A 21,120-nucleotide genomic window follows, 5' to 3' on the forward strand; every position below is an offset into this window, starting at 1 on the left:
TTATTTTTTTAAAATTTTCACCAATTCTTCTTCAATAATATTTTCAATACCCGGTGTATAATTGGAGTGAGTAAACATCACTTTTCCTTTGTAAAGCACCATGGTATAGGGAACATTAACAACATTTAATGTTCTTTTAAGGTCTTGATTGGTGTCTAATAAAACATTGTATTTCCAGCTTTTAGATGCAACCATAGGCTTTACTCTATTAATGGTTTTTGAATCATCGATAGAAACAGCGATTAATTCCACACCATAGTCTTTTTTCCAGTGGCTGTATTTTGTTTTAATGGCTTCTAACTCTCTAATACATGGTCCGCACCAAGTAGCCCAAAAGCTAACGATTACCGGTTTTGATGAGTTATTATAATTGGCTATATTGATTGCTTTGTTATCTAATGTTTTTAGGGATACATTTGGGAGTTTGTTCTGCGCTACAGCAATAGTAGCTATAAAACAACACACAATTAATAATGATGTACGTAATTTCATGATACTTTAAGATTCTATTAAAAAATGATTTCCAAAAGTAAGAATAAAATAATTACATAAAGAATTTTGTAACTATTATTTTTTTTTTACTTTTACATATTATTAACTTATTATTAACTTATTTCTATGTTTACTAAAAAATTATTGCCCGCTTTGCTATTTGGAATAGCATCTATTGGTTTTGTTGGTTGTTCAGGTTCTGATGATTCAGCTGACACACCAACAGAGGTAGATTTTACAAAAGGAGAATACAAACAAAAAGTATTAGTTGAAGATATTACTTCTGCAAGTTGTATGTGGTGTCCGCTAGGTACTGTTGCAATTGAAGGATTAGAAGGTTCTGACTATAAAGATAGAGTTATTGGTGTTGGTGTGCACGGTGATTTTAACCCAAACAGCGTAAAAGATCCATTTGTTTTACCAGGTATGACCAATCTTATGAAAGCTATTAAACTAAAAGGTTGGCCACATTTAAGTTTTAACCGAAATACCACCATTCCTGGAACTGGGTTTCAAAGTTTTATTCCTGCAACTGCTTCAGGGGTTTACTCCTTTTCTGCTGATAGATTTGAAACTTTCCAAAAGAAATATAAACTTTTAAACGAAGGATCTCCAATCGGAATCAAAATTGAATCAAACTTAGGTGCAACAAGCGGTAAAGTTGATGTGAGCTTAAAATTCAGCCAAAACATTGATCAAGAACTTAAATATGTTGTTTATTTATTGGAAGATGGCTTAGTGTTTCAACAAGCAAATGCTACTGCTATGTTTGGCAACAACTCAGGAGAACCAGCTTGGTCAATGAATTTTGTTCATGATCACGTGGTACGTGCTACTAATAATTTCTTAGGGGAGCCTGTTCCTGCTGGTCAAAAAACATCAAACGAATTCAAAGCTTCTGCAAGCTTATCATACACTATTGAAGATCTTTCAAAAACAAGTGTGGTTGTTGCAGTTCTTGATAAAGACGGAAACGTGGTAAATGCTCAAAAAGCAAAAGCTAATACCACACAAGACTACGAAAAAATGTAGAAATATTTAAAAATCAATTCTAAGAAGCTGTCCAAAACAGTGGGCAGCTTTTTTGCTTTAAAACCGAAATTTTAATTGCACATACTCTGCTTTTTTTTGGTTGATGTTTAAGTTGCTTATTTGAATTCCTATTAACCGTACAGATGTTTTTAAATCACTGTTTGCAAGCAGATCCAGGGCTGTGTCTAGTAACAAATCGTAGCTGCTTATGTAATAAGGCAAGGTGGTGCTTTTGGTTTGAAGCGTAAAATCGCTGTACTTTATTTTAAGGGTAAGAGTTTTCCCCGATAAATTGCGTTTTTGTAAGCGTATAGAAACTTCTTCGCAAACGTCTTTTAGTTTATCTTGCAAAGGAATGATTGAGGTGAAGTTTTCTGTGAAGGTTCGTTCGGCACCAATTGATTTCGGCAATCGGTTGGGTACTACTGGTGAATTGCTAATACCACGTGCCAATTGATAAAAGTGTAGTCCTGAATTGCCAAAATGCTCCTCTAGAAAGTCTATTGATTTCATTCGCAGGTCGCTGCCCGTAAATATCCCTAAATGATACATTTTTTCACAGGTTTTCTTCCCTACTCCAAAAAAACGTTTAATTTCTAAAGCATCTAAAAAAGGAATGATTTCTTCGGGGCGAATGGTTTTTTGTCCGTTGGGCTTATTGTAGTCGCTGGCTATTTTGGCTAAAAACTTATTCACTGAAATTCCTGCAGATGCTGTTAAACCAGTAGTTTCGAAAATTTTTCTGCGAATTTCCTCTGCAATGTTTGTAGCGCTTTTCAGGTTTTTTTTATTGATGGTAACATCTAAAAATGCTTCGTCTAAAGACAAGGGTTCTACTAAATCGGTATATTCTAAAAAAATGGCACGAATTTGTTGCGACACTTCTTTGTAGCGATCAAACCTGGGTTTCACAAAAATAAGTTCCGGACATTTTTTTATAGCTAATTTTCCGCTCATAGCACTTCGCACACCAAATTTCCGTGCTTCATAGCTTGCTGCAGAAATCACACCTCGGATTTCTGAACCACCAACTGCCAATGGTTTGTTTCGCAATTCGGGAAAATCGAGTTGCTCTACCGAAGCGTAAAACGCATCCATATCGATATGTATTATTTTTCGATGCGCTGCCGTCATTTATTATTCATTTACAAGTTTTCCTTATTTCTCTTTGGGAAAAAGAAATGAAGAGGGTGTTTTTTAAAGTGTTGCCAAACCGACTTTTGTAGCGCGAATACTTCAATCAAAGGAATGTTTCTGGAACGGAAAGCCAATCCTAAAGACAATCCAAAACTGACAATAAAGTTCATAAATCCTACAAAAAACAATCCTAGCAAACACCATAACCAGGTTTCTGTGGGCAATTGAAAATCGGCTCCATAAGCACCCAATGCAATGTTTCCACCCACGAAGGTTATATGGCGAATATCTAAATTCAGTCCCAAGAAAATTCCAATAGAGTGTGTACTGCCCATAAACACACCAAACCAAAAGTTTGATATAATACCCGGCCATTTTTTTTCGAGCCAAGTAGCCAATCGATGCGATTTGTAAGCACCAATCGTGCTTTTTAGAAATGGATTTTCTTGAATGCGGTAATACACTTGGTTGTGTTTGTTTTTGTTGGATACATTTCCAGAAATAATTCCAGAAAGAAAAAGAAAAACACCTGCAATACCTGCATGCAAAATTGCCCAAGAATGCACAGGGCTGGCATCTTTTAGCAGCGTGTGCCATTTGGTATCGGTGATATTGATGCCCGTAATACTGTCTATACACCAAATAAGCAGCAAAGCAACTAAAAATGCCATAATTACATTGCCTACAAATGCAATAAATTGCGAACGAAACAATCGGGCAAACAATCGGGCAAAAGCAGTATGCTGTTCGGCAGACGATTGGTTTTTGCGGCCTTCTTCTATCGCTTTAATAATGGTTGACGCTGTCATAGCAGGCTGTTTGGTTGCTAAAGCAAAGCCTAACAAATAAATCACGATGAATCCAAAAGCATAGTTCATACTGTACAAAAAGGCAAATCCAAAATCGCTGGTATCGGCCTTAGACAGCAATACTTTAAAGATACACAAAAAACCCACTATTAACCCGGCGCCTAATGAAGCTTTGAACATTCCAAAATATTCTTTAACAGTTTCGGTAATGTAATGTTCTCCGGTTTTGGCGGTATATTGTGTAATTTCGTAGGAAACTACTTGCGTGCTTTCTGCGATTAGTTTGCTTACATTGTTTTTATAGCAATTGTATTCGATTAATCTGAGTGACAATTTAATGGTATTGGTGAGTTGGTCTTGTTTGGTATCAACCACTAATAAATCCATTAAAAATTTGATGCGATCTAATTGCTGCCTGATACGCAATAAACTTTGGTTTACTTTAAGCGTAATTCCGAATACAGAACTGTTTTTATAGGCATGTTTCACCAACTCTACACATTGATTGTGCAAAATAACTAATTGTTTATAGTTTAAATCATTGGCATCAACAAACTGAATTTCGCCTTTGCGCAAGCGGCTTTCTATTTCTAAAAATTCACTTTCGAAACCTAAAAACGGACTCGCCAAATGGTTGTATTTAGGAATCATGTTTAAAATACTGGTTTCCATGGAACGACCACTCATTCGTTGGGTGAGCAATCCCATGGCATAAAGCATTTCAGACATGGCACCTTCATCGGCTTTTTCAAACTGATAAATATCTTTTATTTGCAAAATTTCAAGCAGCTCTACCAATTCGGTCAGTGGTATTTTATTAATCCAAATAAAATCGTTTTCTTTATAAAACACCTGATTTAAAACATATTCTAATGTTTCTTTCTGGGGCTGATAGGGCAAAACTTTAGCCGAGATGCGCTTTCTAATTTCATATATAAAATCAGAATCTTGCAGAATACCGGCGTCTGAAGCCATTAAGTGAAACTTTCTTCCTGAAAGAATATTTTTTAAATAATCACTTAACGTTTTTCGATCTTTATCAAATTCAATTAAATGATCCAACAATTCGCGAAGGGTGATGTTTGCTACACGTTTTGGATTTTTCGGACGAATATATCGAACCAAATCGTACAAAAAATACAGGCTATCTTGCAACATTACTTGATCTTCTACGATATACTTCGCAAAGATTTCGCTAATGTTTTTATAGGTAAAGTTCTTTTTTAATAAACTCATACAATCTTTTTTACGATATTTGATTCTTTAGTAAAACTTAAAAAAATCATGTTTGAAATTGAACGAAAATTCAGCGTTAAAAGTACTACTTTTTTGGCGAATGCTAAAAAAAGCTATAAGATTACGCAAGGTTATTTGAATTCTAACGAAAACCGAACGGTTCGGGTGCGTATTAAAGGCGATAAAGGTTTCATTACGGTAAAGGGAATAAGCAGTGCCGATGGTTTAAAACGGTTTGAATGGGAAAAAGAGATTGCTGTTGAAGAGGCAGAAGCTTTGCTATTGCTTTGTGAGGATTTCATCATCGATAAAACCAGATATATAGTTTTGAATGGCGATTCAGTGTTTGAAGTGGATGTTTTTGAAGGATTAAACACCGGTTTGGTTATTGCCGAAATTGAATTGCAAACTACCGATGAACATTTTGAAAAACCCGATTGGCTGGGCGATGAACTTACAGGTGATAAGCGATTTTACAACTCTTATTTAAGCAATCATCCGTTTGCTAATTGGGTGGATTAACCAATTCTAATTTCACTTTTAGCTTACCTGCTTTTTTATCGTGGGAAATGGCATTGAACGCTTTTTTGCTTAGGTCAATTTCTAAGCCTTTTGTGAATGGACCGCGGTCGTTAATCAGCACCTCAACACTTTTGTTGTTTGCAAGGTTGGTTACTTTTACTTTTGTGCCAAATGGAAGGATTTTGTGAGCGGCCGTTTGCTTATTATTTGAAAAAATTTCTCCATTGGCAGTGGTTCTCCCATTGAATTTATCGTGGTAATAACAAGCAAAAACCTCATTTTTAAACAATGAGGTTTCTATTTTTTTGTTTGTTTTGGCGGTTTTGCAACTTGCCAAACACATTAATATTAGTATAAAAAATACGTTATAGCGCAAATTCGTTTAAATCTAAATCTTCTGGAATAGAAGTAATGATACTCAACTCTTCTTGCAATTCGCTTTTTCTTTCTTCGTAATTTTCTGGTAAAACTTCTATTTTAACAGGTAAAACACCACGACCTTTATTGCTTGCTAAGTCCATAAAAGCGGTTTTGCTTAAATCTAGTTTTCGACCTTTCACAAAAGGGCCGCGATCGTTTATTTCTACAATTATTTCGCGATCATTTCTTAAATTGGTCACGCGTACTTTGGTACCAAAAGGAAGTGTTTTGTGAGCCGCAGTATATTTTTTATTGCTAAAAATGGCACCACTTGCTGTTTTTCTACCGTTGAATTTGTCGTGGTAATATGAAGCATTTGTTTCTTCATGCACCACCTCTACTTCCTCTTCCAAGGCTTCTAATTCGGCATTTAATTTAACTAATTCGCTTTTTAAGTCTGCTTCTTTTTCGTTTATTTTAGAAGAATCTTTCCCCAAACTGTTAGCTGTTGCTACTTCTGCAAACGCTAATTCTTTCCCCACAACTTTTTCGTTGTTATCCGTCTCCGTGTTTTTTGATAATACACCGTAGCTCATTATTGCCGTTAGTGTTACCAATCCTACTAAAATTAATGAAAAATGCTTCTTCATAAATTGTAATTTAATTAAACTTCTTTTTTTCTTGTAAAGACAAGAGGATTCTTTTCTTTTTATTTAATTAAGAATTGAATTTTATAACCAAGCGCTCCAAGGAATTCTAGACAATATCAAGATGGTTCCCAAGGCATACATGATGGCAATTGATTTGAATTTTGCTTTACTTGTTGTCATTTTTTTGTGACGCGACCAACCAATTGTAATTAAAACTACTGCAATTATATTGATCAATGGATGCTCTAAAGCATACAATCGCAAGGTGCTATCTTTCATTGCTACTGAAAATGATTGAACCATTGGAGACACAAAATAAAGTATGATTCCAATTAACAATTGTGTGTGTGTAAAAATTAACGCAAATAACGAAATTTTACGGTCGCCATCTTTAAATTCTTTGTTTGATGTCATTCCGATGATTGCATTGATCGAAGCAACAATTAACAAAATTAAAGCCAAATAGGCAATGTAAGAATGTGCGTGTTGTAAACCTGTGTACATAGTTTTAAATTATTGTTGTTTGCTGGCAAATATAGGCTTTTTTTATTGTTAAAAAGCACCTTTTAATTTTAACACAAAGGCAAAGATACTGAAAAACAAATACATAGTGAAATTTTTGCTTAAAATAAATATTTTTTAACACAATTTTAAAAGCTGTATCGCACTCCAAAAAACGTTCTAATACCTTGGTTTGGTGCATAAATATAAGTGGGATCAAACACTAAACCATACGGATTTTCAGCCGTTACCAAAGCCGTTCCATTAGCATCATATTGCACATTTTTGTCAAAGGGATCATGTGAACGAGCAATTAAAAACGGATTGTTTTTGTTGGGTGTCCAATTCAAAATATTTTTCACACCTCCATAGATTTCAAAATGCTTAAAACCTTTATATGTAAATTGAATATTTTGTAAACTATAGGTTTTAGAATAAGGCAAACGCGGATCTAATGCACTAACCAAAGGCAAACGCATCGGTCCATATACATTTCCAGAATAGTCAACCGTAAGGTTTACATTATTAAAAGTGTAGGAAACCACCCAAGTGCCCGAAAAATTTTCAGTAAGAATCTGTTGGGTACGCACACCCTTTTCTACCTTACCCACATCTTGCACCGTTACCCCCAACATCATTTTTAAATTATTGGCATACACTGCATCCACATTTAGGCTGATTCCTTTAGTTTCGGCATATCCTTCTAAATTTTTATAAATAATTTCATTGGGGTTGGTGTCATAGTCAGGGATAATGGAATTGGTAAAATGAGTGTACCAAGCTGCTGCTTCGGCTTGAAGCATTAAATCATCTTTCAACATCCAGGTTTTTAGGAAATTCAGATTCACATTAAACGATTGTTCGGGTTTTAAATCTTCTAAAATCACCACTTCTCGTGCGCCGGAAAGCGCCGCATGTTCTTCTGTAAACAAATTCACAACCCTAAAACCTGTGCCAGTGTTTAAACGCAAAATAGTTCCTTTTTTAGATTCATAGCGAAATGCAAGTCTGGGCGTAACAATACTTTTGTGGGTTTTGTGGTAATCATATCGCAAACCGCCCAACACACTGAAAAGCTTGTTGATTTTATATGAATCTTGAACAAAAAAACTGGGAATAAATGTTTCATCTGCTGTTGAAGTGGCTACGCTGTTGTCATCATACAATTGATAGCGGGCAGCAGTTCCCACCAAAAAATCGTGTTTTCCATAGGTTTTATCCCAATAGAATTGAGCAAAAGCAATGTTTTGTTTCGCAAGAAAAGGTGTATCGCCATACATGGAATTTTGATCGTGAGCGGTAAAAGAAAACTGACTGGTAATTTTTTCGGTAAACGGCAATTCGTATAAACCAAGCAATTCAAAGCGGTTGGTGTAAATCGATTCTCCATACACATCCGTTCCTCCTCGGAAATTGCGGTTCCAATTCATTTGTCCGCCCCACCGATCTTCGTAAAAATAACGAGTGGCAACTGCTAATTGCTTTTTTGAGTTGCGATCAAACGTAAATTTATTAAAAAATGAAATACGGTCTTGCAAAGTTATATCGGTAAATCCGTCTTTATTTTTGTCGATGGGATTGGAGTAATTAAAGTAATTAGCCCCCATTAACCAATGCACTTTATCTGAAACTTTTAAAGAAAGACCCAAATCGGTATTGATTTCACCCCACGAAGTTCCAAAAACATCCACCGCATATTTTGATGCATACAACGGATTTTTTGTAATGATATTGATCAATCCACCCACAGCTTCACTACCGTATAACGACGATGCCGGACCTTTCACGATTTCTACTTTCTCTATCAACGAATTCGGAATACCCGACAAACCATAAACGGTTGACAAGCCGCTTACAATGGGCATTCCATCAATTAAAACAAAAGTATAAGGTCCTTCTAAGCCGTTAATATGAATATCGCCCGTATTGCAAACACTGCAATTAACCTGCGGCTTTACGCCATTGACATTTTGAAGGGCTTCAAAAATATTTGGGGTTGGATTTTTTTTGAAAAAAGTAGGTGTATATACCTCTACCGGCATTAAACTTTCAGACCGAAGCACAGGTTTTAAACTGCCCGAAATCACAATTTCGTCTAATTGATCAGCAACTGGTTCTTGGTTTAAAATAAAATGAAACTGTGGATTATCAGCCGATACCATCCACTCAAAATCTTGTATAAATCCATTTTCATTCTGAATTTTGGCATGATACAAACCTTCTTTTTCAAATTCATAATAAAAATATCCATCGGCGTTTGTAGGCAATTCCGTATCAATTTCTTCAATATAAACAACTGTTTCAACAGGCAATCCATTATTTGTCACCTTTCCCTTGAAAGAAACTTGTGCAGTAACACTCTGAAAAGAAATAAACACCACGAAAAATATAATTAGTTTCATTTTATTTAATTTTTAGACAAATCTAAAAATATTTTTTAAACATCTAAATATAGAATTCAATTATTTATTTATATTTGATATTTATTTGAAACTATGCTTACTCATTCCGAAGAAAACTATTTAAAAATAATTTATCATTTATCGCAAACCGAAGATAATGGCATTTCTACCAATGCCATTGCTCAAAAAATTGATACCAAAGCGTCATCGGTTACCGATATGATAAAGAAATTAAAAGAGAAAAAATTAATTACACACGAACGATACAAAGGCGTTTTTATCACTAAATTGGGGATACAAACAGCCAAAATGATTATTAGAAAACACCGTTTATGGGAAGTTTTTTTGGTGGATAAACTACATTTTAATTGGGATGAAGTGCACGATGTTGCCGAAGAATTGGAACATATCAAGTCGGAAAAATTGATAAACGCACTAGATGCTTTTTTAGATTATCCGAAAGAAGATCCGCATGGCGACCCTATTCCAAATGCGAAAGGCGAAATTCCGTACCGAGAAAAAGAGTTGCTCACAGAGGCAAAAGTAAACAGCGAATATATGTGTGTGGGTGTGAAAGACACTTCGCCTGCATTTTTGCAATATTTAGATCGACAAAAAATTGCTCTTGGAAGCACGTTTAAAATTTTAAAACACGAAAATTTCGACCATTCAGTAACGGTACTTTTTCAATCAACCGAGTTAACACTTTCTAAAGTTGTGGCTCAAAATTTATTTGTAAAGAAAATTTAATATGTTCGATCAACTCATCGCTTTTTTTGAATCGGTAGATCCGGTTTGGGCAGCACTTTTCGCCGGATTATTTACTTGGTCGTTAACCGCAATTGGCGCCGCATTGGTTTTTGTTTTTCGCAATCCTAGCAAAAAAATGTTAGACGGCATGCTTGGTTTCACAGGCGGCGTGATGATTGCAGCCAGTTTTTGGAGTTTGCTGGCTCCCGCAATTAAAATGAGCCAAGGCGAGGGTTTTATAAAGGTGGTTCCCGCAGCAGTAGGTTTTGCATTGGGTGCTTTGTTTTTGTTTGGCTTGGATAAAGTGTTGCCGCATTTGCATTTGAATCACCCCGAATCGAAAGCAGAAGGCGTGAAAACCAAAACGCCTTGGCAAAAAACAACTTTATTGGTTTTAGCGATTACGCTGCACAACATTCCCGAAGGTTTGGCAGTTGGTGTTTTGTTTGGTGGTGTGGCTGCCGGAATACCCGAAGCAACTATTGCTGGGGCGTTAACGTTGGCAATTGGAATTGGTTTGCAAAATTTACCCGAAGGTTTGGCGGTTTCATTTCCGTTGCGCCGGGCGGGAATGAGCAAAGGCAAAAGTTTTATGTACGGACAAAGCTCTGCATTGGTGGAACCCGTTGCGGCTGTGATTGGGGCATTGGCTGTTGGCTTTTTTACGCCGATTTTGCCTTACGCATTAGCCTTTGCAGCCGGTGCCATGATTTTTGTGGTGATTGAAGAAGTAGTGCCCGAAACCCAACAAGGCGATAACGGAGATATTGCCACCCTTGGCTTTATTGGCGGTTTTATTGTAATGATGATGCTGGATGTGGCTTTGGGGTAATTAAGAGAAATATAATGATGAACTATTTTAATACTGCGAAAGATAGCTTAAACAACAAAGGATTTTCTATTGTGGAGGGAATTTATACTGATACCGAAATAGAATCTATCATATCTTGCATTGACAAAGCCGATCAAACCAAAACTACTTTTAGAAAATCGGTAGATTTATTTGCGATAAGGCAAGTTTTGAAAGAAATCCCAGAGATGATTCCATTTGTTTTTAATGATAACCTTCGCAAATTGATTGCACATATTGTAGGTAATGATTATTTCATTGTGAAAAGCATCTATTTTGACAAACCCGAAAAATCTAATTGGTATGTGGCTTACCATCAAGATTTAACCATTTCGGTAGATAAAAAAGCAGAAATCGAAAATTTTATTAATTGGACCAAAAAGCAAAATCAATTTGCGGTTCAACCTCCAATTTCGGTTTTAGAGAATATTACAACCCTACGAATTCATTTGGATGAAACAAATTCTGAAAACGGCGCGTTGAAGGTAATTGAAAATTCTCATTCAAAAGGAATCTACAGAGCAGAAAACATTGATTGGAAAAATGAAAAAGAAACAACTTGCGATGTTGCTAAAGGTGGAGTGATGCTTATGAAACCATTGTTGCTACACAGTTCGGGCAAAACAACAAACAATGAGAAACGAAGAGTGCTTCATATAGAATTATCCAATATCAATCTCCCAAAAGAATTAAATTGGGCTGAAAAGCAAGAATTTTAATGTTGTAAACATTTCAACCAAAAATAGCAAGAATTTTCACTGACTATACCTTATAGCTTACAGACTCCAAAAACTATAACAAATATATAATCCAAACCATCATTAAACTTAAGAGTGTTAAATTATTATAAAATTATATTAGATTTGCAAGAAGAACTTACTGCCTAACAAAGGGGCTAATTTAAAGTAAATGAATATGTTTGATGAAGCAAAACCACAAAATAAATTAAATTTTTATGATTTTTTGACGCTTTTTTTTGTGATTGGGTATCTAATTATTGAACTCTTCCCATCAAAAGGTATAAGAACTGCAGAGTCACAATATCTCTATTTGAATATATTAAACATTGTAGTTTCCACTTGTATCTTTCTTATTCCACAATTAAGAATGAATCTCATAAAAATATCTTTTAAAAAAAATTATATTTTTTGGGGATATATTGCTTTTTTTTCACTGTGTTGTATTTCTGCTTTATGCGCTAACAACCAAAATTTAAGTATATTTAGGCTGTCGCAACTTGCTGTTTTTTTAATGGCTTTTATAAACTTCATCATTTTATTGCAAAGTAGGTTTTACTTGATTTTTAAAATAGCTTTTTTAGTAGGTTTTTTTGCATTTCTTCAGGCTGGAAAAGCACTTAGTAACATTAATTTTTCCAATAGTAGTACCGTAGCAAACGAGATTTCAATATATCTGAGAGGCAATACGGGTAATATAAATATTTTTTCGGCTAGTTTGCTTACTAAACTACCATTTATGTTTATTGCGATTTTACACTACAAACACGTTTTGGCAAAATGGTTCCTAACAGTTTCATTATCTTTAAGTCTTATTTGTATATTCTTTATTAATGCCCGTGCTTCATTGCTAACTTTAATAATCATTTTTCTTGTTATATCAATATATATTCTTAAAAATAAACTTGTCACAAAACATTTTTTAGTTTACAAAATACCATTTTTACTATTACCTTTTATAGCTGCATTTCTGTACACAAATTCTGTTAAAAAGAATGTTAACGATGAAGGCAGACTAGGTAATACATCAGCAGTTGAACGTTTACAACAAATAAATTCTGGCGATGTAAGGCTTTTTCTATGGAAAAATGCAGCAAAAATGACAGAAAAAAATCCTGTTTTAGGTATCGGGATTGGAAATTGGAGTATTGAAGCAACACCCTATGAACCTCCAAAGACGAACCATTTTTCGTTTCATCCGCATAATGACTTCATGGAAACATTTGCTGAAACTGGAGTATTAAATGGTGTTTTATATTTTTCGTTATTTATTGCTTTATTATTTGTTAATCTTAGAATACTTTTTAAGAAAAAAGAATTTGACGATAAACAAACAGTTGCGCTATTAGCCTTACTTCTTTTAATTGTTTATGGTATTGACGCTTTTTTTAATTTTCCGCGTTATCGCCCAACTATGCAATTGGCATTTATTCTACTATTAGTAATTAGTATTTTAAATTCATTAAGAAATGCTCAAGAAACTACTGAGGATTCCAAATTTCCTAGATACAGCTTTTGGGGAATAATTTGTATCCTTTTTGCAATAACACCATTATATGTTACCTATTATAGCTACCAAACAATGCTTATGGAAACAAAAATATATCAGGATCCTGTTCATAATGATATTACAGCTAAACCCAAGATGAAAGCAAGTGATATTTTAAAACTTGATCCTAAATTCCCAAATATTTTACAAACCTCTACAGCTTCGTTTGATGAATATATTGGAACATTGTTTTATGTTGAAAATAATTTCGACGAAGCTTTAAAATATTTCGACCGTGCGAACAAGATAAATCCTTATATTGGAAAAGCGGATTTTTACAAATATTATATTCATTTAAAAAGAGGACAAAATGATAGTGCTTATATCGATTTAAAGTCTTCTTTCTATCGCCGAGCTTGGAATATTGAAATTTACAAAAGACTTTTAAAAATGGCGATTGTAAACAAAGATTCAACCGAAATTTTTAATGCATATAAACATTATAATAAAATTCATGGCGATATTAATGCTTTGAAAGAAGCTGCGTTTTCATTAACTTTTCTTAATTATAATAAAGAAAAATTGATAAATTTTGTCAAATTTGAAAATGATAAATTTCCGATAGAATCAAGATTAAAAGTTGATTCCTTGACTAATGCGCTTTACGCTAAGAAAAGCAACAACAGTATTACAACAATTACTAAAAAACAGCTTTTAGTAAAAAATAATCTTACGAATGGTTCTGATAAATTTTCAGAGACCGTTAACCTAGGATATTATTACAGTAGAAACAAAGATTATGACAAGGCTATTATGTATTTAAAAAAATCGCTTAAATATCCGAATAGAACAGATGATGGAAAAATTGAGTTTACTATAGGTTTATGTTATGCAGCGAAAAGAGACAACACAAATGCTTGTGAATTTCTAAAAATTGCAGCTGACAAAAATTATCCTCGTTCAAAAGAAATTTCATCAAAACTGTGTAAGTAACTTTTAATTTAATAACAGATTACACAGATTTTATGGATACAGCTCTACAATATACAGCAATACCATTTACAATCAACAAAAAAATCACCCACAACCGCAATTGCCGTCGCCACAGTTGCCTTTCTTCTTTTTCTTGAAAACAAACTTTTTTAAAAGAAAGGCAACTGCCATACACAGGGCGATATAAACAATTACATTTTGCATGGATGTTATTTTAAAAGTTGATAAGCTATAAATGCGGCTATGTATGCAACTGTGGTCATAAAAGCCATTTGAAGAAAGGTCCATTTCCACGAATTGGTTTCTTTTTTGGTAACCGCCACAGTTGATAAACACTGCATGGCAAACGCATAAAACAATAGCAGCGAAAAACCGGTTGCAAGGGTGTAAACAGCTGTTCCGTCAGGGCGTTTTTCATTGGCCATTCGGTTGATGATTTTGGCTTCGTCTTCTGTGGCATCTTCCCCTAAATTGTATAGCGTAGCTAAATTTCCTACAAAAACTTCACGGGCTGCAAACGATGTTAAAACCGCAATGCTTATTTTCCAATCGTATCCCAGCGGACGAAAAACAGGTTCGATTGTTCTGCCTATAATTCCAATATACGAATGTTCTAATTGATAACCCGAAATTTCGCTTTGCAATTCTTCTTCCGATAAATTTTCATTGATATGTTTTCCGCTAACTATTTGCGAGGCTTTTCCAAAAGTATCGCTTGGTCCGTGTGAACCTAAAAACCACAAAATAACCGATAATGCTAAAATAATTTTTCCGGCACCAACGATATACGAAATAACTTTTTCATACATATTTAAAAACACATTCTTTAAAATAGGTACTTTATAGGTGGGCATTTCAATCACAAAAAAGGAATCTTTATATCTTTTAATGATTTTGCTTAGCACCCAACCAGCTACTAATGCTGCTAAAAATCCTATTACATACATCATGGTCATTACAAAAGCTTGCAAGGGAATAATACCAAAAATGTAACTGCGCGGAATGATGAGCGATATAATAATGATATATACCGGAATGCGGGCCGAACAAGTGGTGAATGGTGTAACCAACATAGTGATTAACCGCTCTTTGGGGTTTTCAATGGTTCGGGCGCTCATAATTGCTGGAATGGCACAAGCAGTTCCCGACACTAACGGAACTACCGATTTGCCACTCAATCCAAAGGGTTTCATGATGCGATCCATTAAAAAAACCACCCGACTCATGTAGCCGGTTTCTTCTAAAATAGATATTAAGAAAAACAAAATCGCAATTTGGGGCACAAACATCAACACACCGCCTAATCCGGGAATAATTCCGTTGGCAATTAAATCGGTGAGTTTTCCTTCGGGAAATGTAGCGGCAGCCCAAGTAGATAAATCTGCAAACAAACCATCTACAAAATCCATTGGAAAAGCTGCCAATTCAAATATAGAACCATAGATTAACAACAATACAAAGAAAAAAATCACGTATCCGCCGATTTTATGGGTTAAAACCCGATCAAAACGCATACGAATATCGGTTGCTTTGGTGGTATCTATGGCATAAGTATCCTTTAAAATAGTATTGATGAACTGATAGCGCTTAATGGTTTCGCGCTGTTGCAGTTTTTTAATTTCGGTTGTTGATTTGGTAAAATCGGTGGTGCTTGAAACAAGCGGACTTATGTTTTCAAAAGAATACACGCCCGTTTGTGTAAGCCACACTTTATAAGGATTTTCATTGGGATACAACTGTTCTAAAGTCGAAAAATAAGCTTCGTCTATGGCTTTTAAGTCAAAAATAGAGTCGGTTGTATATGTTTCATAGTTTAATACCGCTTCTTTTAAAGCAATTATTCCATCTTTTTTTCTTGCAGAAATGAGCACAATTTTGGTATCCAACGCTTTTTCCAACGCAGGTACATCAATAGAAATGCCTTTTTTTTCCATTTGATCTGCCATGTTCAAAGCTAAAATCACCGGAAAACCTAAATCTTTCACTTGTGTAAAAAGCAACAAATTGCGTTTTAGGTTTTCAACTTCGGCAACCACCACCACCACATCCGGAAAATCTTTGTTCGAGGCATCGAAAATAGCATTCAAAGCAATTTCTTCATCTTTTGAGGTGGGATTTATGGAATAAACACCCGGCAAATCTACAATACTTGCTTTTGTATCTTTTGATAAATGAAACGATCCTGACTTGCGTTCCACAGTAACGCCCGGATAGTTGCCCACATGCTGGTTTAAACCTGTTAACGCATTAAAAACCGAGGTTTTTCCTACATTGGGGTTTCCAATTAAAGCTATTTTTAGTTGTTTCATGCGTTGTTAGATCATTTTCACTTCAATTTCTTTTGCCAAATCTTTGCGAATGCTTAAAAAAGAATCGTTTACTTTTATATATATAGGGTCAGACAATGGTGCAATTTGCAACACTTCTACAATATTACCCGGCAAACAACCCATTTCAATTAGTTTCAAGGGCACCTTAAAAGTGTTTATTGAAAGGATTTCTGCTTTTTGACCCTTTTTCACAAAATCCAGCGTCATCATCTTATTTAGATTTATTTTAGATTGCAAATCTACTTATTAAAAAAGGGAAATCCCAATGTTTGGAAAATTCCCCTTTACAATTACTTAACATTTATAAATATTTTAACTTTTGAAATATGCTTTTCAGCGTTTTAAAAACGTTTTAAACATCTATTAAAAGCGCATCAAAAATCAGTTTTTATTTCGAAGCCATTTAATATCCTCTAGAAGTTGCATCATGTTTTTGGTGCCGTCGTCTTTGTCTGTATCCAAATTGGTGCCGTCGTAAAAACCACGAATGCGTTTGTTTTTATCCACCAAAATAAAATTTTCGGTGTGTACCATATCATACAACTCTCCGGTGGTTTCGGTCTTCACCGCCAAAAATGATTGTCGTGCCAAATAATAAATCGCTTTTTTATCGCCAGTGAGCAAGTTCCATTTGGCATCGTTCACCCCTTTTTCATCGGCATATTTTCGCAATACTTCAGGCGTATCAATATCAGGAGTAACCGAAAAAGAAAGCAACTTCACATCGGGCATTTCTTTGATTTGATTTTGCAACCACACCATATTATCGGTCATTTTAGGACAAATTGTGGGGCAAGTTGTAAAAAAGAAATCAGCAACATAAATTACGTTTTCATACTCGTTTTGCGTAATGGTTTCATTGTTTTGGTTTTGAAACGAAAAATCGGCAATTTGATGCTTTAGTTTATTGTTTTCGTGCTGCACCAAACTATCCACCAATTCCGGATTTACCATTGCAGGTGTATAAATAGGTAAATGTTTCTCTGGTTTCAAAGCATTGTAAAACAAAAACAGAATCACAACCGACAATACGCCAATGGTTATAAACAAGTATCTGTATCGATAAAAAATAGCCTTCATTACTTCAATTTTGTGCGAAATTACAAAACGTTTCCACTAAAAACGGTTAAATAAGTTATAAAACAACCTATTAATTCGGCAATATTTTTATTTTTGTAAGGATATATACCTAATCAATTGTAAAATGAATAAAAAATTTATGTTCTTGCCTGCAACAATATTAATGATTGCAACTGCAACAGTTCAGGCACAAGATCAATCAAACGAAAACCACGGAATCAACTTGGAATACATGGATAAAAACGTGAAGCCAGGTGATGATTTCTTTAGATATGTAAACGGGGAATGGTTTGACAAAACCGAAATTCCTGCAGACAGAACCCGTTGGGGAAGTTTTGATGAATTGCGTCAAAATACCGATATCGATGCGTTGACCATTTTGAAAGAAGCGGTTAACAATAAAAAATTAGATCCAAATTCGGATCAAATGAAAGCGGTGAATGTTTTTAAAACGTATTTAGATTTAGAAACACGCAACAAATTAGGCATTCAACCTATTCAATCTACATTAGATCAAATCAATAAAGTACAAAACACAAAAGATGTGGTGGCGTTGCTTACCGATAAAATGCCCGAAGGTGGCTTAGGATTTTTTGGCATGTATGTTTATGCCGATGCCATGGATTCTAACAAAAATGTAGTAAATATTTCACCAGGAAGTATTGGTTTGCCCGACCGTGATTATTATGTTTCAAAAGATGCCGATTCGCAAGACAAAAAACAGAAATACGAAGTACACGTTGCCCGTATGTTGCGGTTTTTAGGAATTGATGAAGCATCGGCTAAAAAACAAGCGGCACAAGTTGTGGCTTTAGAAACCAAAATGGCAGAAGCACGTTTAGACCGTGTGGAGCGTCGCGATCGCAGAAAAACCTACAATCCAATGTCGGTTGCAGAATTGCAAAAACTAACACCTTCTGTAAATTGGAATAACTATTTCAATGCAGCTGGATTAAAAAATGTGGACAACGTGGTAGTTTCAATGCCCAAATACATGGAAACTTTAGAAAATATCTTTAAAACAGCAAGTATTGATGAATTAAAAGCCTATTTAAGATGGACGCTGATTAATAAAAACACAGGAGTTTTAACAACAGCGATAGACGAAGCCAACTTTGATTTCTACGGAAAAACATTGACCGGAGCCATTGCACAGCGCCCTATTGAAGAACGTGCGTTGCAAGTGGTAAACGGAACGGTGGGCGAAGCTTTGGGAAAACTATATGTGGAGAAGAAATTTCCACCGGAAGCGAAAGCAAAAGCAAAAGAGATGATTGATTATGTGTTTTTGGCGTTTGAAAACCGCATTAACAATTTACCGTGGATGACACCAGCAACACGCCAAGGAGCTATTGACAAATTGCGTAAATCGACCGTGAAAATTGGATATCCAGATAAATGGGAAGATTATTCTAAACTAGAGATTAAAGCACCTGAAAACGCTGGAACGTATTACGAAAACATGAAAAACGTGGCACGTTGGGGCTTTGCAAAAAACATGGCAGAATACGGCAAACCGGTAGATAAAACCAAATGGGGCATGTCGCCACAAACGGTAAACGCTTATTTTAACCCAACCAACAACGAAATTGTGTTTCCGGCCGCTATTTTACAACCGCCTTTTTACGATTACAAGGCCGATATGGCTGTGAATTTTGGTGGAATTGGCGCTGTAATTGGCCACGAAATTTCGCATGGGTTTGATGATTCTGGCTCTCGATACAATGCCGATGGTAACTTGGTTAACTGGTGGACAGAAGACGATTTAAAACAATTCACAGGATTAGGCGGCGCCTTGGCAGATCAATACTCGGCTTTAGAACCGCTTCCAAATACATTTGTTGATGGTAAATTTACCTTAGGCGAAAACATTGGCGATCTAGGTGGAGTAAATGCTGCGTATGATGGTTTACAGTTATATTTACAAGATAAAGGCCGTCCGGGATTGATTGATGGATACACGCCGGAACAACGTTTCTTTATTTCGTGGGGAACCATCTGGAGAACAAAAATGCGCGATGAAGCCATTAAAAACCAAGTAAAAACTGATCCACATGCTCCGGGAATGTATCGTTCGTATGTGCCGTTGCAAAACGTAGATTCTTGGTATGAGGCCTTCGATATTAAACCAGGAGATAAATTATACGTTTCGCCCAAAAATCGAGTGAAGATTTGGTAGGTTTTAACTTGGCAGGGTTGTGTTTTACATACAAGAACAAGCATCCCTACCGATTAGAATAAACAATACCTATCAAACAATATTTAAAAAATGATAAAACGCTCTTAATTAAGAGCGTTTTTTGTTTTAAATAACTTACATTTGTGCAAAATTTTTGCATATTATGTCGTTTAACAAGGCTTTATTCTTAGCGATTGTAGTAATTATCATTGATCAAATTTCAAAAATATATATCAAAACTACTTATGCCATTTATGGTGGATTTGAGGTGTTGGGCTTAGACTGGTTCCGTATTCATTTTATAGAAAACGAAGGAATGGCTTGGGGTGTAGAACTGCCCGGAAATTACGGAAAACTGTTGCTTACCGTTTTTAGAATCATCGCAGTAGCCGGTATTATTTATTGGTTGAATGATTCCGTAAAAAAGAAAGGATCAAAAATTTTGATTGTTGCCATTGCCTTGATTTTGGCAGGCGCAGTTGGTAATATTATCGATTCGGTTTTTTACGGAGTGCTTTTTAACGACAGTCATGGGCAAATTGCCACTTTATTTAGTGATGAACCTTATGGAACTTGGTTTCACGGAAAGGTGGTAGATATGTTTTATTTTCCAATTTGGAGAGGAAATTTACCTAATTGGTTGCCTTTTTGGGGCGGCGAACAATTTACATTCTTTAACGCTATTTTCAACGTTGCCGACGTAGCCATATCTGTTGGAGTAGGTCTCTTAATTCTTTTCAACAAAAAAGTTTTTAAATAAGTTTTTTCTTTTCAACAAAAAAGTTTTTAAATAAGTTTTTTCTTTTCAACAAAAAACTTGTTTATATTTATACATTAAAATAGTAAAAACTAAAATACATTTCTTATGAATACTTATCAATTAGCCGCAGAAGCAACCAAACAAGAACAAGCAACTTTTTACAAAAAAACCTACTTAAACTTAGCGTTGGGCATTGTAGCGTTTGTGATTTTAGAAACCGCTTTTTTGCGCATAGAGCCTTTAGTAACATTTATGCTTAGTTTAACTCAAGGATATTTGTGGTTGTTGCTTTTAGGAGGCTTTATGGGAGTAACGTATATTGCTCAAAACATAACATACAAAAGCGCCAGCTTACCTCAACAATATTTAGGGTATTTTTTGTATATTATTGCTGAAGCATTAATATTTGTGCCGATACTTTATATTGCCATCTTTTATACAGGTGGTACTGATTTATTAACCCAAGCAGCCATTATTACAGGGAGTTTGTTTTAGGATTGACCTTTGTAGTATTTAGTACAAAAGCTGATTTTTCATTTCTACGAAGCATTTTAGCCATTGGATTTTTTGTGGCAATAGGTGCAATCGTTGCCGGTATGCTTTTTAACTTCGATTTAGGTTTATGGTTTTCAGTAGGAATGATTGTTTTAGCATCAGGATCTATTTTGTACAACACCCACCAAATTAAAAACAACTTTGGAACCAACCAATACATTGCAGCAGCTTTATCATTGTTTGCATCGTTAATGTTATTATTCTGGTATGTATTGCGTTTGTTAATGAGTAGAAACTAAGCCTTTTAAAGCATATA

The 21,120-nt window shown here is 35.0% G+C and carries 18 protein-coding genes and 1 pseudogene; 9 read left to right on the forward strand and 10 right to left on the reverse strand.

The annotated features are described in order from the left end of the window. Entirely contained in the window at positions 1–492 is a 492-nt protein-coding gene (locus tag NPX36_RS03625) for a TlpA family protein disulfide reductase (RefSeq protein WP_257500056.1), read from the reverse strand. 126 nt (positions 493–618) lie between these two features. Here NPX36_RS03625 and NPX36_RS03630 point away from each other — a divergent pair, with 126 nt between their 5' ends. Further along, complete coding sequence (locus NPX36_RS03630; RefSeq protein ID WP_257500057.1) at positions 619–1,524, forward strand: Omp28-related outer membrane protein; 906 nt, start codon at positions 619–621, stop codon at positions 1,522–1,524. A gap of 57 nt (positions 1,525–1,581) precedes the next feature. Here the strand turns inward: NPX36_RS03630 and dinB are convergent, their stop codons facing one another. After that, positions 1,582–2,658 carry a DNA polymerase IV gene (dinB, locus tag NPX36_RS03635; protein ID WP_257500058.1) on the reverse strand — a complete coding sequence of 359 codons (1,077 nt, stop codon included), beginning with the start codon at positions 2,656–2,658 and terminating at the stop codon, positions 1,582–1,584. Positions 2,659–2,669: 11 nt separating this feature from the next. Beyond that, positions 2,670–4,706, reverse strand: a complete 2,037-nt coding sequence (locus NPX36_RS03640) for a site-specific recombinase (RefSeq protein WP_257500059.1) — start codon at positions 4,704–4,706, stop codon at positions 2,670–2,672. A gap of 48 nt (positions 4,707–4,754) precedes the next feature. Here NPX36_RS03640 and NPX36_RS03645 point away from each other — a divergent pair, with 48 nt between their 5' ends. Further along, complete coding sequence (locus NPX36_RS03645) at positions 4,755–5,228, forward strand: CYTH domain-containing protein (RefSeq protein WP_257500060.1); 474 nt, start codon at positions 4,755–4,757, stop codon at positions 5,226–5,228. Here NPX36_RS03645 and NPX36_RS03650 read toward each other — a convergent pair. From NPX36_RS03650 to NPX36_RS03665, 4 genes are all read right to left on the reverse strand, one after another. Beyond that, complete coding sequence (locus NPX36_RS03650) at positions 5,212–5,571, reverse strand: septal ring lytic transglycosylase RlpA family protein (protein WP_257500718.1); 360 nt, start codon at positions 5,569–5,571, stop codon at positions 5,212–5,214. The two genes, NPX36_RS03645 and NPX36_RS03650, sit on opposite strands and share 17 nt — an antisense overlap. Before the next feature lie 22 nt (positions 5,572–5,593). Then, a complete protein-coding gene (locus NPX36_RS03655) occupies positions 5,594–6,238 on the reverse strand; it encodes a septal ring lytic transglycosylase RlpA family protein (protein WP_257500061.1) in 645 nt (214 codons plus the stop codon). Positions 6,239–6,319: 81 nt separating this feature from the next. Further along, the gene (locus tag NPX36_RS03660) at positions 6,320–6,742 is read right to left on the reverse strand and encodes a hypothetical protein (RefSeq protein WP_257500062.1); all 423 of its coding nucleotides are present in this window, start codon (positions 6,740–6,742) and stop codon (positions 6,320–6,322) included. A 146-nt stretch (positions 6,743–6,888) separates the two neighbouring features. Then, complete coding sequence (locus NPX36_RS03665) at positions 6,889–9,141, reverse strand: TonB-dependent receptor plug domain-containing protein (RefSeq protein WP_257500063.1); 2,253 nt, start codon at positions 9,139–9,141, stop codon at positions 6,889–6,891. 93 nt (positions 9,142–9,234) lie between these two features. Here NPX36_RS03665 and NPX36_RS03670 point away from each other — a divergent pair, with 93 nt between their 5' ends. The 4 genes from NPX36_RS03670 to NPX36_RS03685 all read left to right on the forward strand — a co-directional run bounded on the left by NPX36_RS03670 (position 9,235) and on the right by NPX36_RS03685 (position 13,960). Further along, positions 9,235–9,891, forward strand: coding sequence for a metal-dependent transcriptional regulator (locus tag NPX36_RS03670; RefSeq protein ID WP_257500064.1), 657 nt, complete (start codon positions 9,235–9,237; stop codon positions 9,889–9,891). A 1-nt stretch (position 9,892) separates the two neighbouring features. Continuing rightward, positions 9,893–10,723, forward strand: coding sequence for a ZIP family metal transporter (locus NPX36_RS03675; RefSeq protein WP_257500065.1), 831 nt, complete (start codon positions 9,893–9,895; stop codon positions 10,721–10,723). A 17-nt stretch (positions 10,724–10,740) separates the two neighbouring features. Continuing rightward, positions 10,741–11,460: a phytanoyl-CoA dioxygenase family protein gene (locus tag NPX36_RS03680; protein ID WP_257500719.1), complete on the forward strand. Its 720-nt coding sequence runs from the start codon at positions 10,741–10,743 to the stop codon at positions 11,458–11,460. Between the two features lie 196 nt (positions 11,461–11,656). After that, positions 11,657–13,960, forward strand: a complete 2,304-nt coding sequence (locus NPX36_RS03685; protein WP_257500066.1) for an O-antigen ligase family protein — start codon at positions 11,657–11,659, stop codon at positions 13,958–13,960. A 209-nt stretch (positions 13,961–14,169) separates the two neighbouring features. On the opposite strand, the gene feoB is transcribed toward NPX36_RS03685, so the two are convergent. The 3 genes from feoB to NPX36_RS03705 form a co-directional block, all read right to left on the reverse strand. Further along, positions 14,170–16,269, reverse strand: coding sequence for a ferrous iron transport protein B (feoB, locus tag NPX36_RS03695; protein WP_257500068.1), 2,100 nt, complete (start codon positions 16,267–16,269; stop codon positions 14,170–14,172). 6 nt (positions 16,270–16,275) lie between these two features. Continuing rightward, entirely contained in the window at positions 16,276–16,500 is a 225-nt protein-coding gene (locus NPX36_RS03700; RefSeq protein ID WP_257500069.1) for a FeoA family protein, read from the reverse strand. Between the two features lie 171 nt (positions 16,501–16,671). Further along, positions 16,672–17,370 (reverse strand): SCO family protein, encoded by a 699-nt coding sequence (locus tag NPX36_RS03705; RefSeq protein WP_257500070.1) that lies wholly within the window; start codon positions 17,368–17,370, stop codon positions 16,672–16,674. Between the two features lie 124 nt (positions 17,371–17,494). On the opposite strand from NPX36_RS03705, the gene NPX36_RS03710 reads away from it, so the two are divergent. The 3 genes and pseudogenes from NPX36_RS03710 to NPX36_RS03720 all read left to right on the forward strand — a co-directional run bounded on the left by NPX36_RS03710 (position 17,495) and on the right by NPX36_RS03720 (position 21,103). Further along, positions 17,495–19,549, forward strand: coding sequence for a M13 family metallopeptidase (locus tag NPX36_RS03710; RefSeq protein WP_397376456.1), 2,055 nt, complete (start codon positions 17,495–17,497; stop codon positions 19,547–19,549). Positions 19,550–19,712: 163 nt separating this feature from the next. Next, positions 19,713–20,309: a lipoprotein signal peptidase gene (locus NPX36_RS03715; protein WP_257500071.1), complete on the forward strand. Its 597-nt coding sequence runs from the start codon at positions 19,713–19,715 to the stop codon at positions 20,307–20,309. A gap of 105 nt (positions 20,310–20,414) precedes the next feature. Continuing rightward, positions 20,415–21,103: pseudogene (locus NPX36_RS03720) on the forward strand (Bax inhibitor-1/YccA family protein). Positions 21,104–21,120: the final 17 nt, after the last annotated feature.

It is taken from the genome of Paenimyroides aestuarii, from assembly GCF_024628805.1.
GTDB classification, from domain to species: Bacteria; Bacteroidota; Bacteroidia; order Flavobacteriales; family Flavobacteriaceae; genus Flavobacterium; species Flavobacterium aestuarii_A.

Excerpts from the sequence above, each read along its gene's own strand:
- NPX36_RS03625 (WP_257500056.1), bottom strand. The coding sequence starts at position 492 with ATGAAATTACGTACATCATTATTAATTGTGTGTTGTTTTATAGCTACT.
- NPX36_RS03630 (WP_257500057.1), top strand. The coding sequence starts at position 619 with ATGTTTACTAAAAAATTATTGCCCGCTTTGCTATTTGGAATAGCATCT.
- dinB (WP_257500058.1), bottom strand. The coding sequence starts at position 2,658 with ATGACGGCAGCGCATCGAAAAATAATACATATCGATATGGATGCGTTT.
- NPX36_RS03640 (WP_257500059.1), bottom strand. The coding sequence starts at position 4,706 with ATGAGTTTATTAAAAAAGAACTTTACCTATAAAAACATTAGCGAAATC.
- NPX36_RS03645 (WP_257500060.1), top strand. The coding sequence starts at position 4,755 with ATGTTTGAAATTGAACGAAAATTCAGCGTTAAAAGTACTACTTTTTTG.
- NPX36_RS03650 (WP_257500718.1), bottom strand. The coding sequence starts at position 5,571 with ATGTGTTTGGCAAGTTGCAAAACCGCCAAAACAAACAAAAAAATAGAA.
- NPX36_RS03655 (WP_257500061.1), bottom strand. The coding sequence starts at position 6,238 with ATGAAGAAGCATTTTTCATTAATTTTAGTAGGATTGGTAACACTAACG.
- NPX36_RS03660 (WP_257500062.1), bottom strand. The coding sequence starts at position 6,742 with ATGTACACAGGTTTACAACACGCACATTCTTACATTGCCTATTTGGCT.
- NPX36_RS03665 (WP_257500063.1), bottom strand. The coding sequence starts at position 9,141 with ATGAAACTAATTATATTTTTCGTGGTGTTTATTTCTTTTCAGAGTGTT.
- NPX36_RS03670 (WP_257500064.1), top strand. The coding sequence starts at position 9,235 with ATGCTTACTCATTCCGAAGAAAACTATTTAAAAATAATTTATCATTTA.
- NPX36_RS03675 (WP_257500065.1), top strand. The coding sequence starts at position 9,893 with ATGTTCGATCAACTCATCGCTTTTTTTGAATCGGTAGATCCGGTTTGG.
- NPX36_RS03680 (WP_257500719.1), top strand. The coding sequence starts at position 10,741 with ATGAACTATTTTAATACTGCGAAAGATAGCTTAAACAACAAAGGATTT.
- NPX36_RS03685 (WP_257500066.1), top strand. The coding sequence starts at position 11,657 with ATGTTTGATGAAGCAAAACCACAAAATAAATTAAATTTTTATGATTTT.
- feoB (WP_257500068.1), bottom strand. The coding sequence starts at position 16,269 with ATGAAACAACTAAAAATAGCTTTAATTGGAAACCCCAATGTAGGAAAA.
- NPX36_RS03700 (WP_257500069.1), bottom strand. The coding sequence starts at position 16,500 with ATGATGACGCTGGATTTTGTGAAAAAGGGTCAAAAAGCAGAAATCCTT.
- NPX36_RS03705 (WP_257500070.1), bottom strand. The coding sequence starts at position 17,370 with ATGAAGGCTATTTTTTATCGATACAGATACTTGTTTATAACCATTGGC.
- NPX36_RS03710 (WP_397376456.1), top strand. The coding sequence starts at position 17,495 with ATGAATAAAAAATTTATGTTCTTGCCTGCAACAATATTAATGATTGCA.
- NPX36_RS03715 (WP_257500071.1), top strand. The coding sequence starts at position 19,713 with ATGTCGTTTAACAAGGCTTTATTCTTAGCGATTGTAGTAATTATCATT.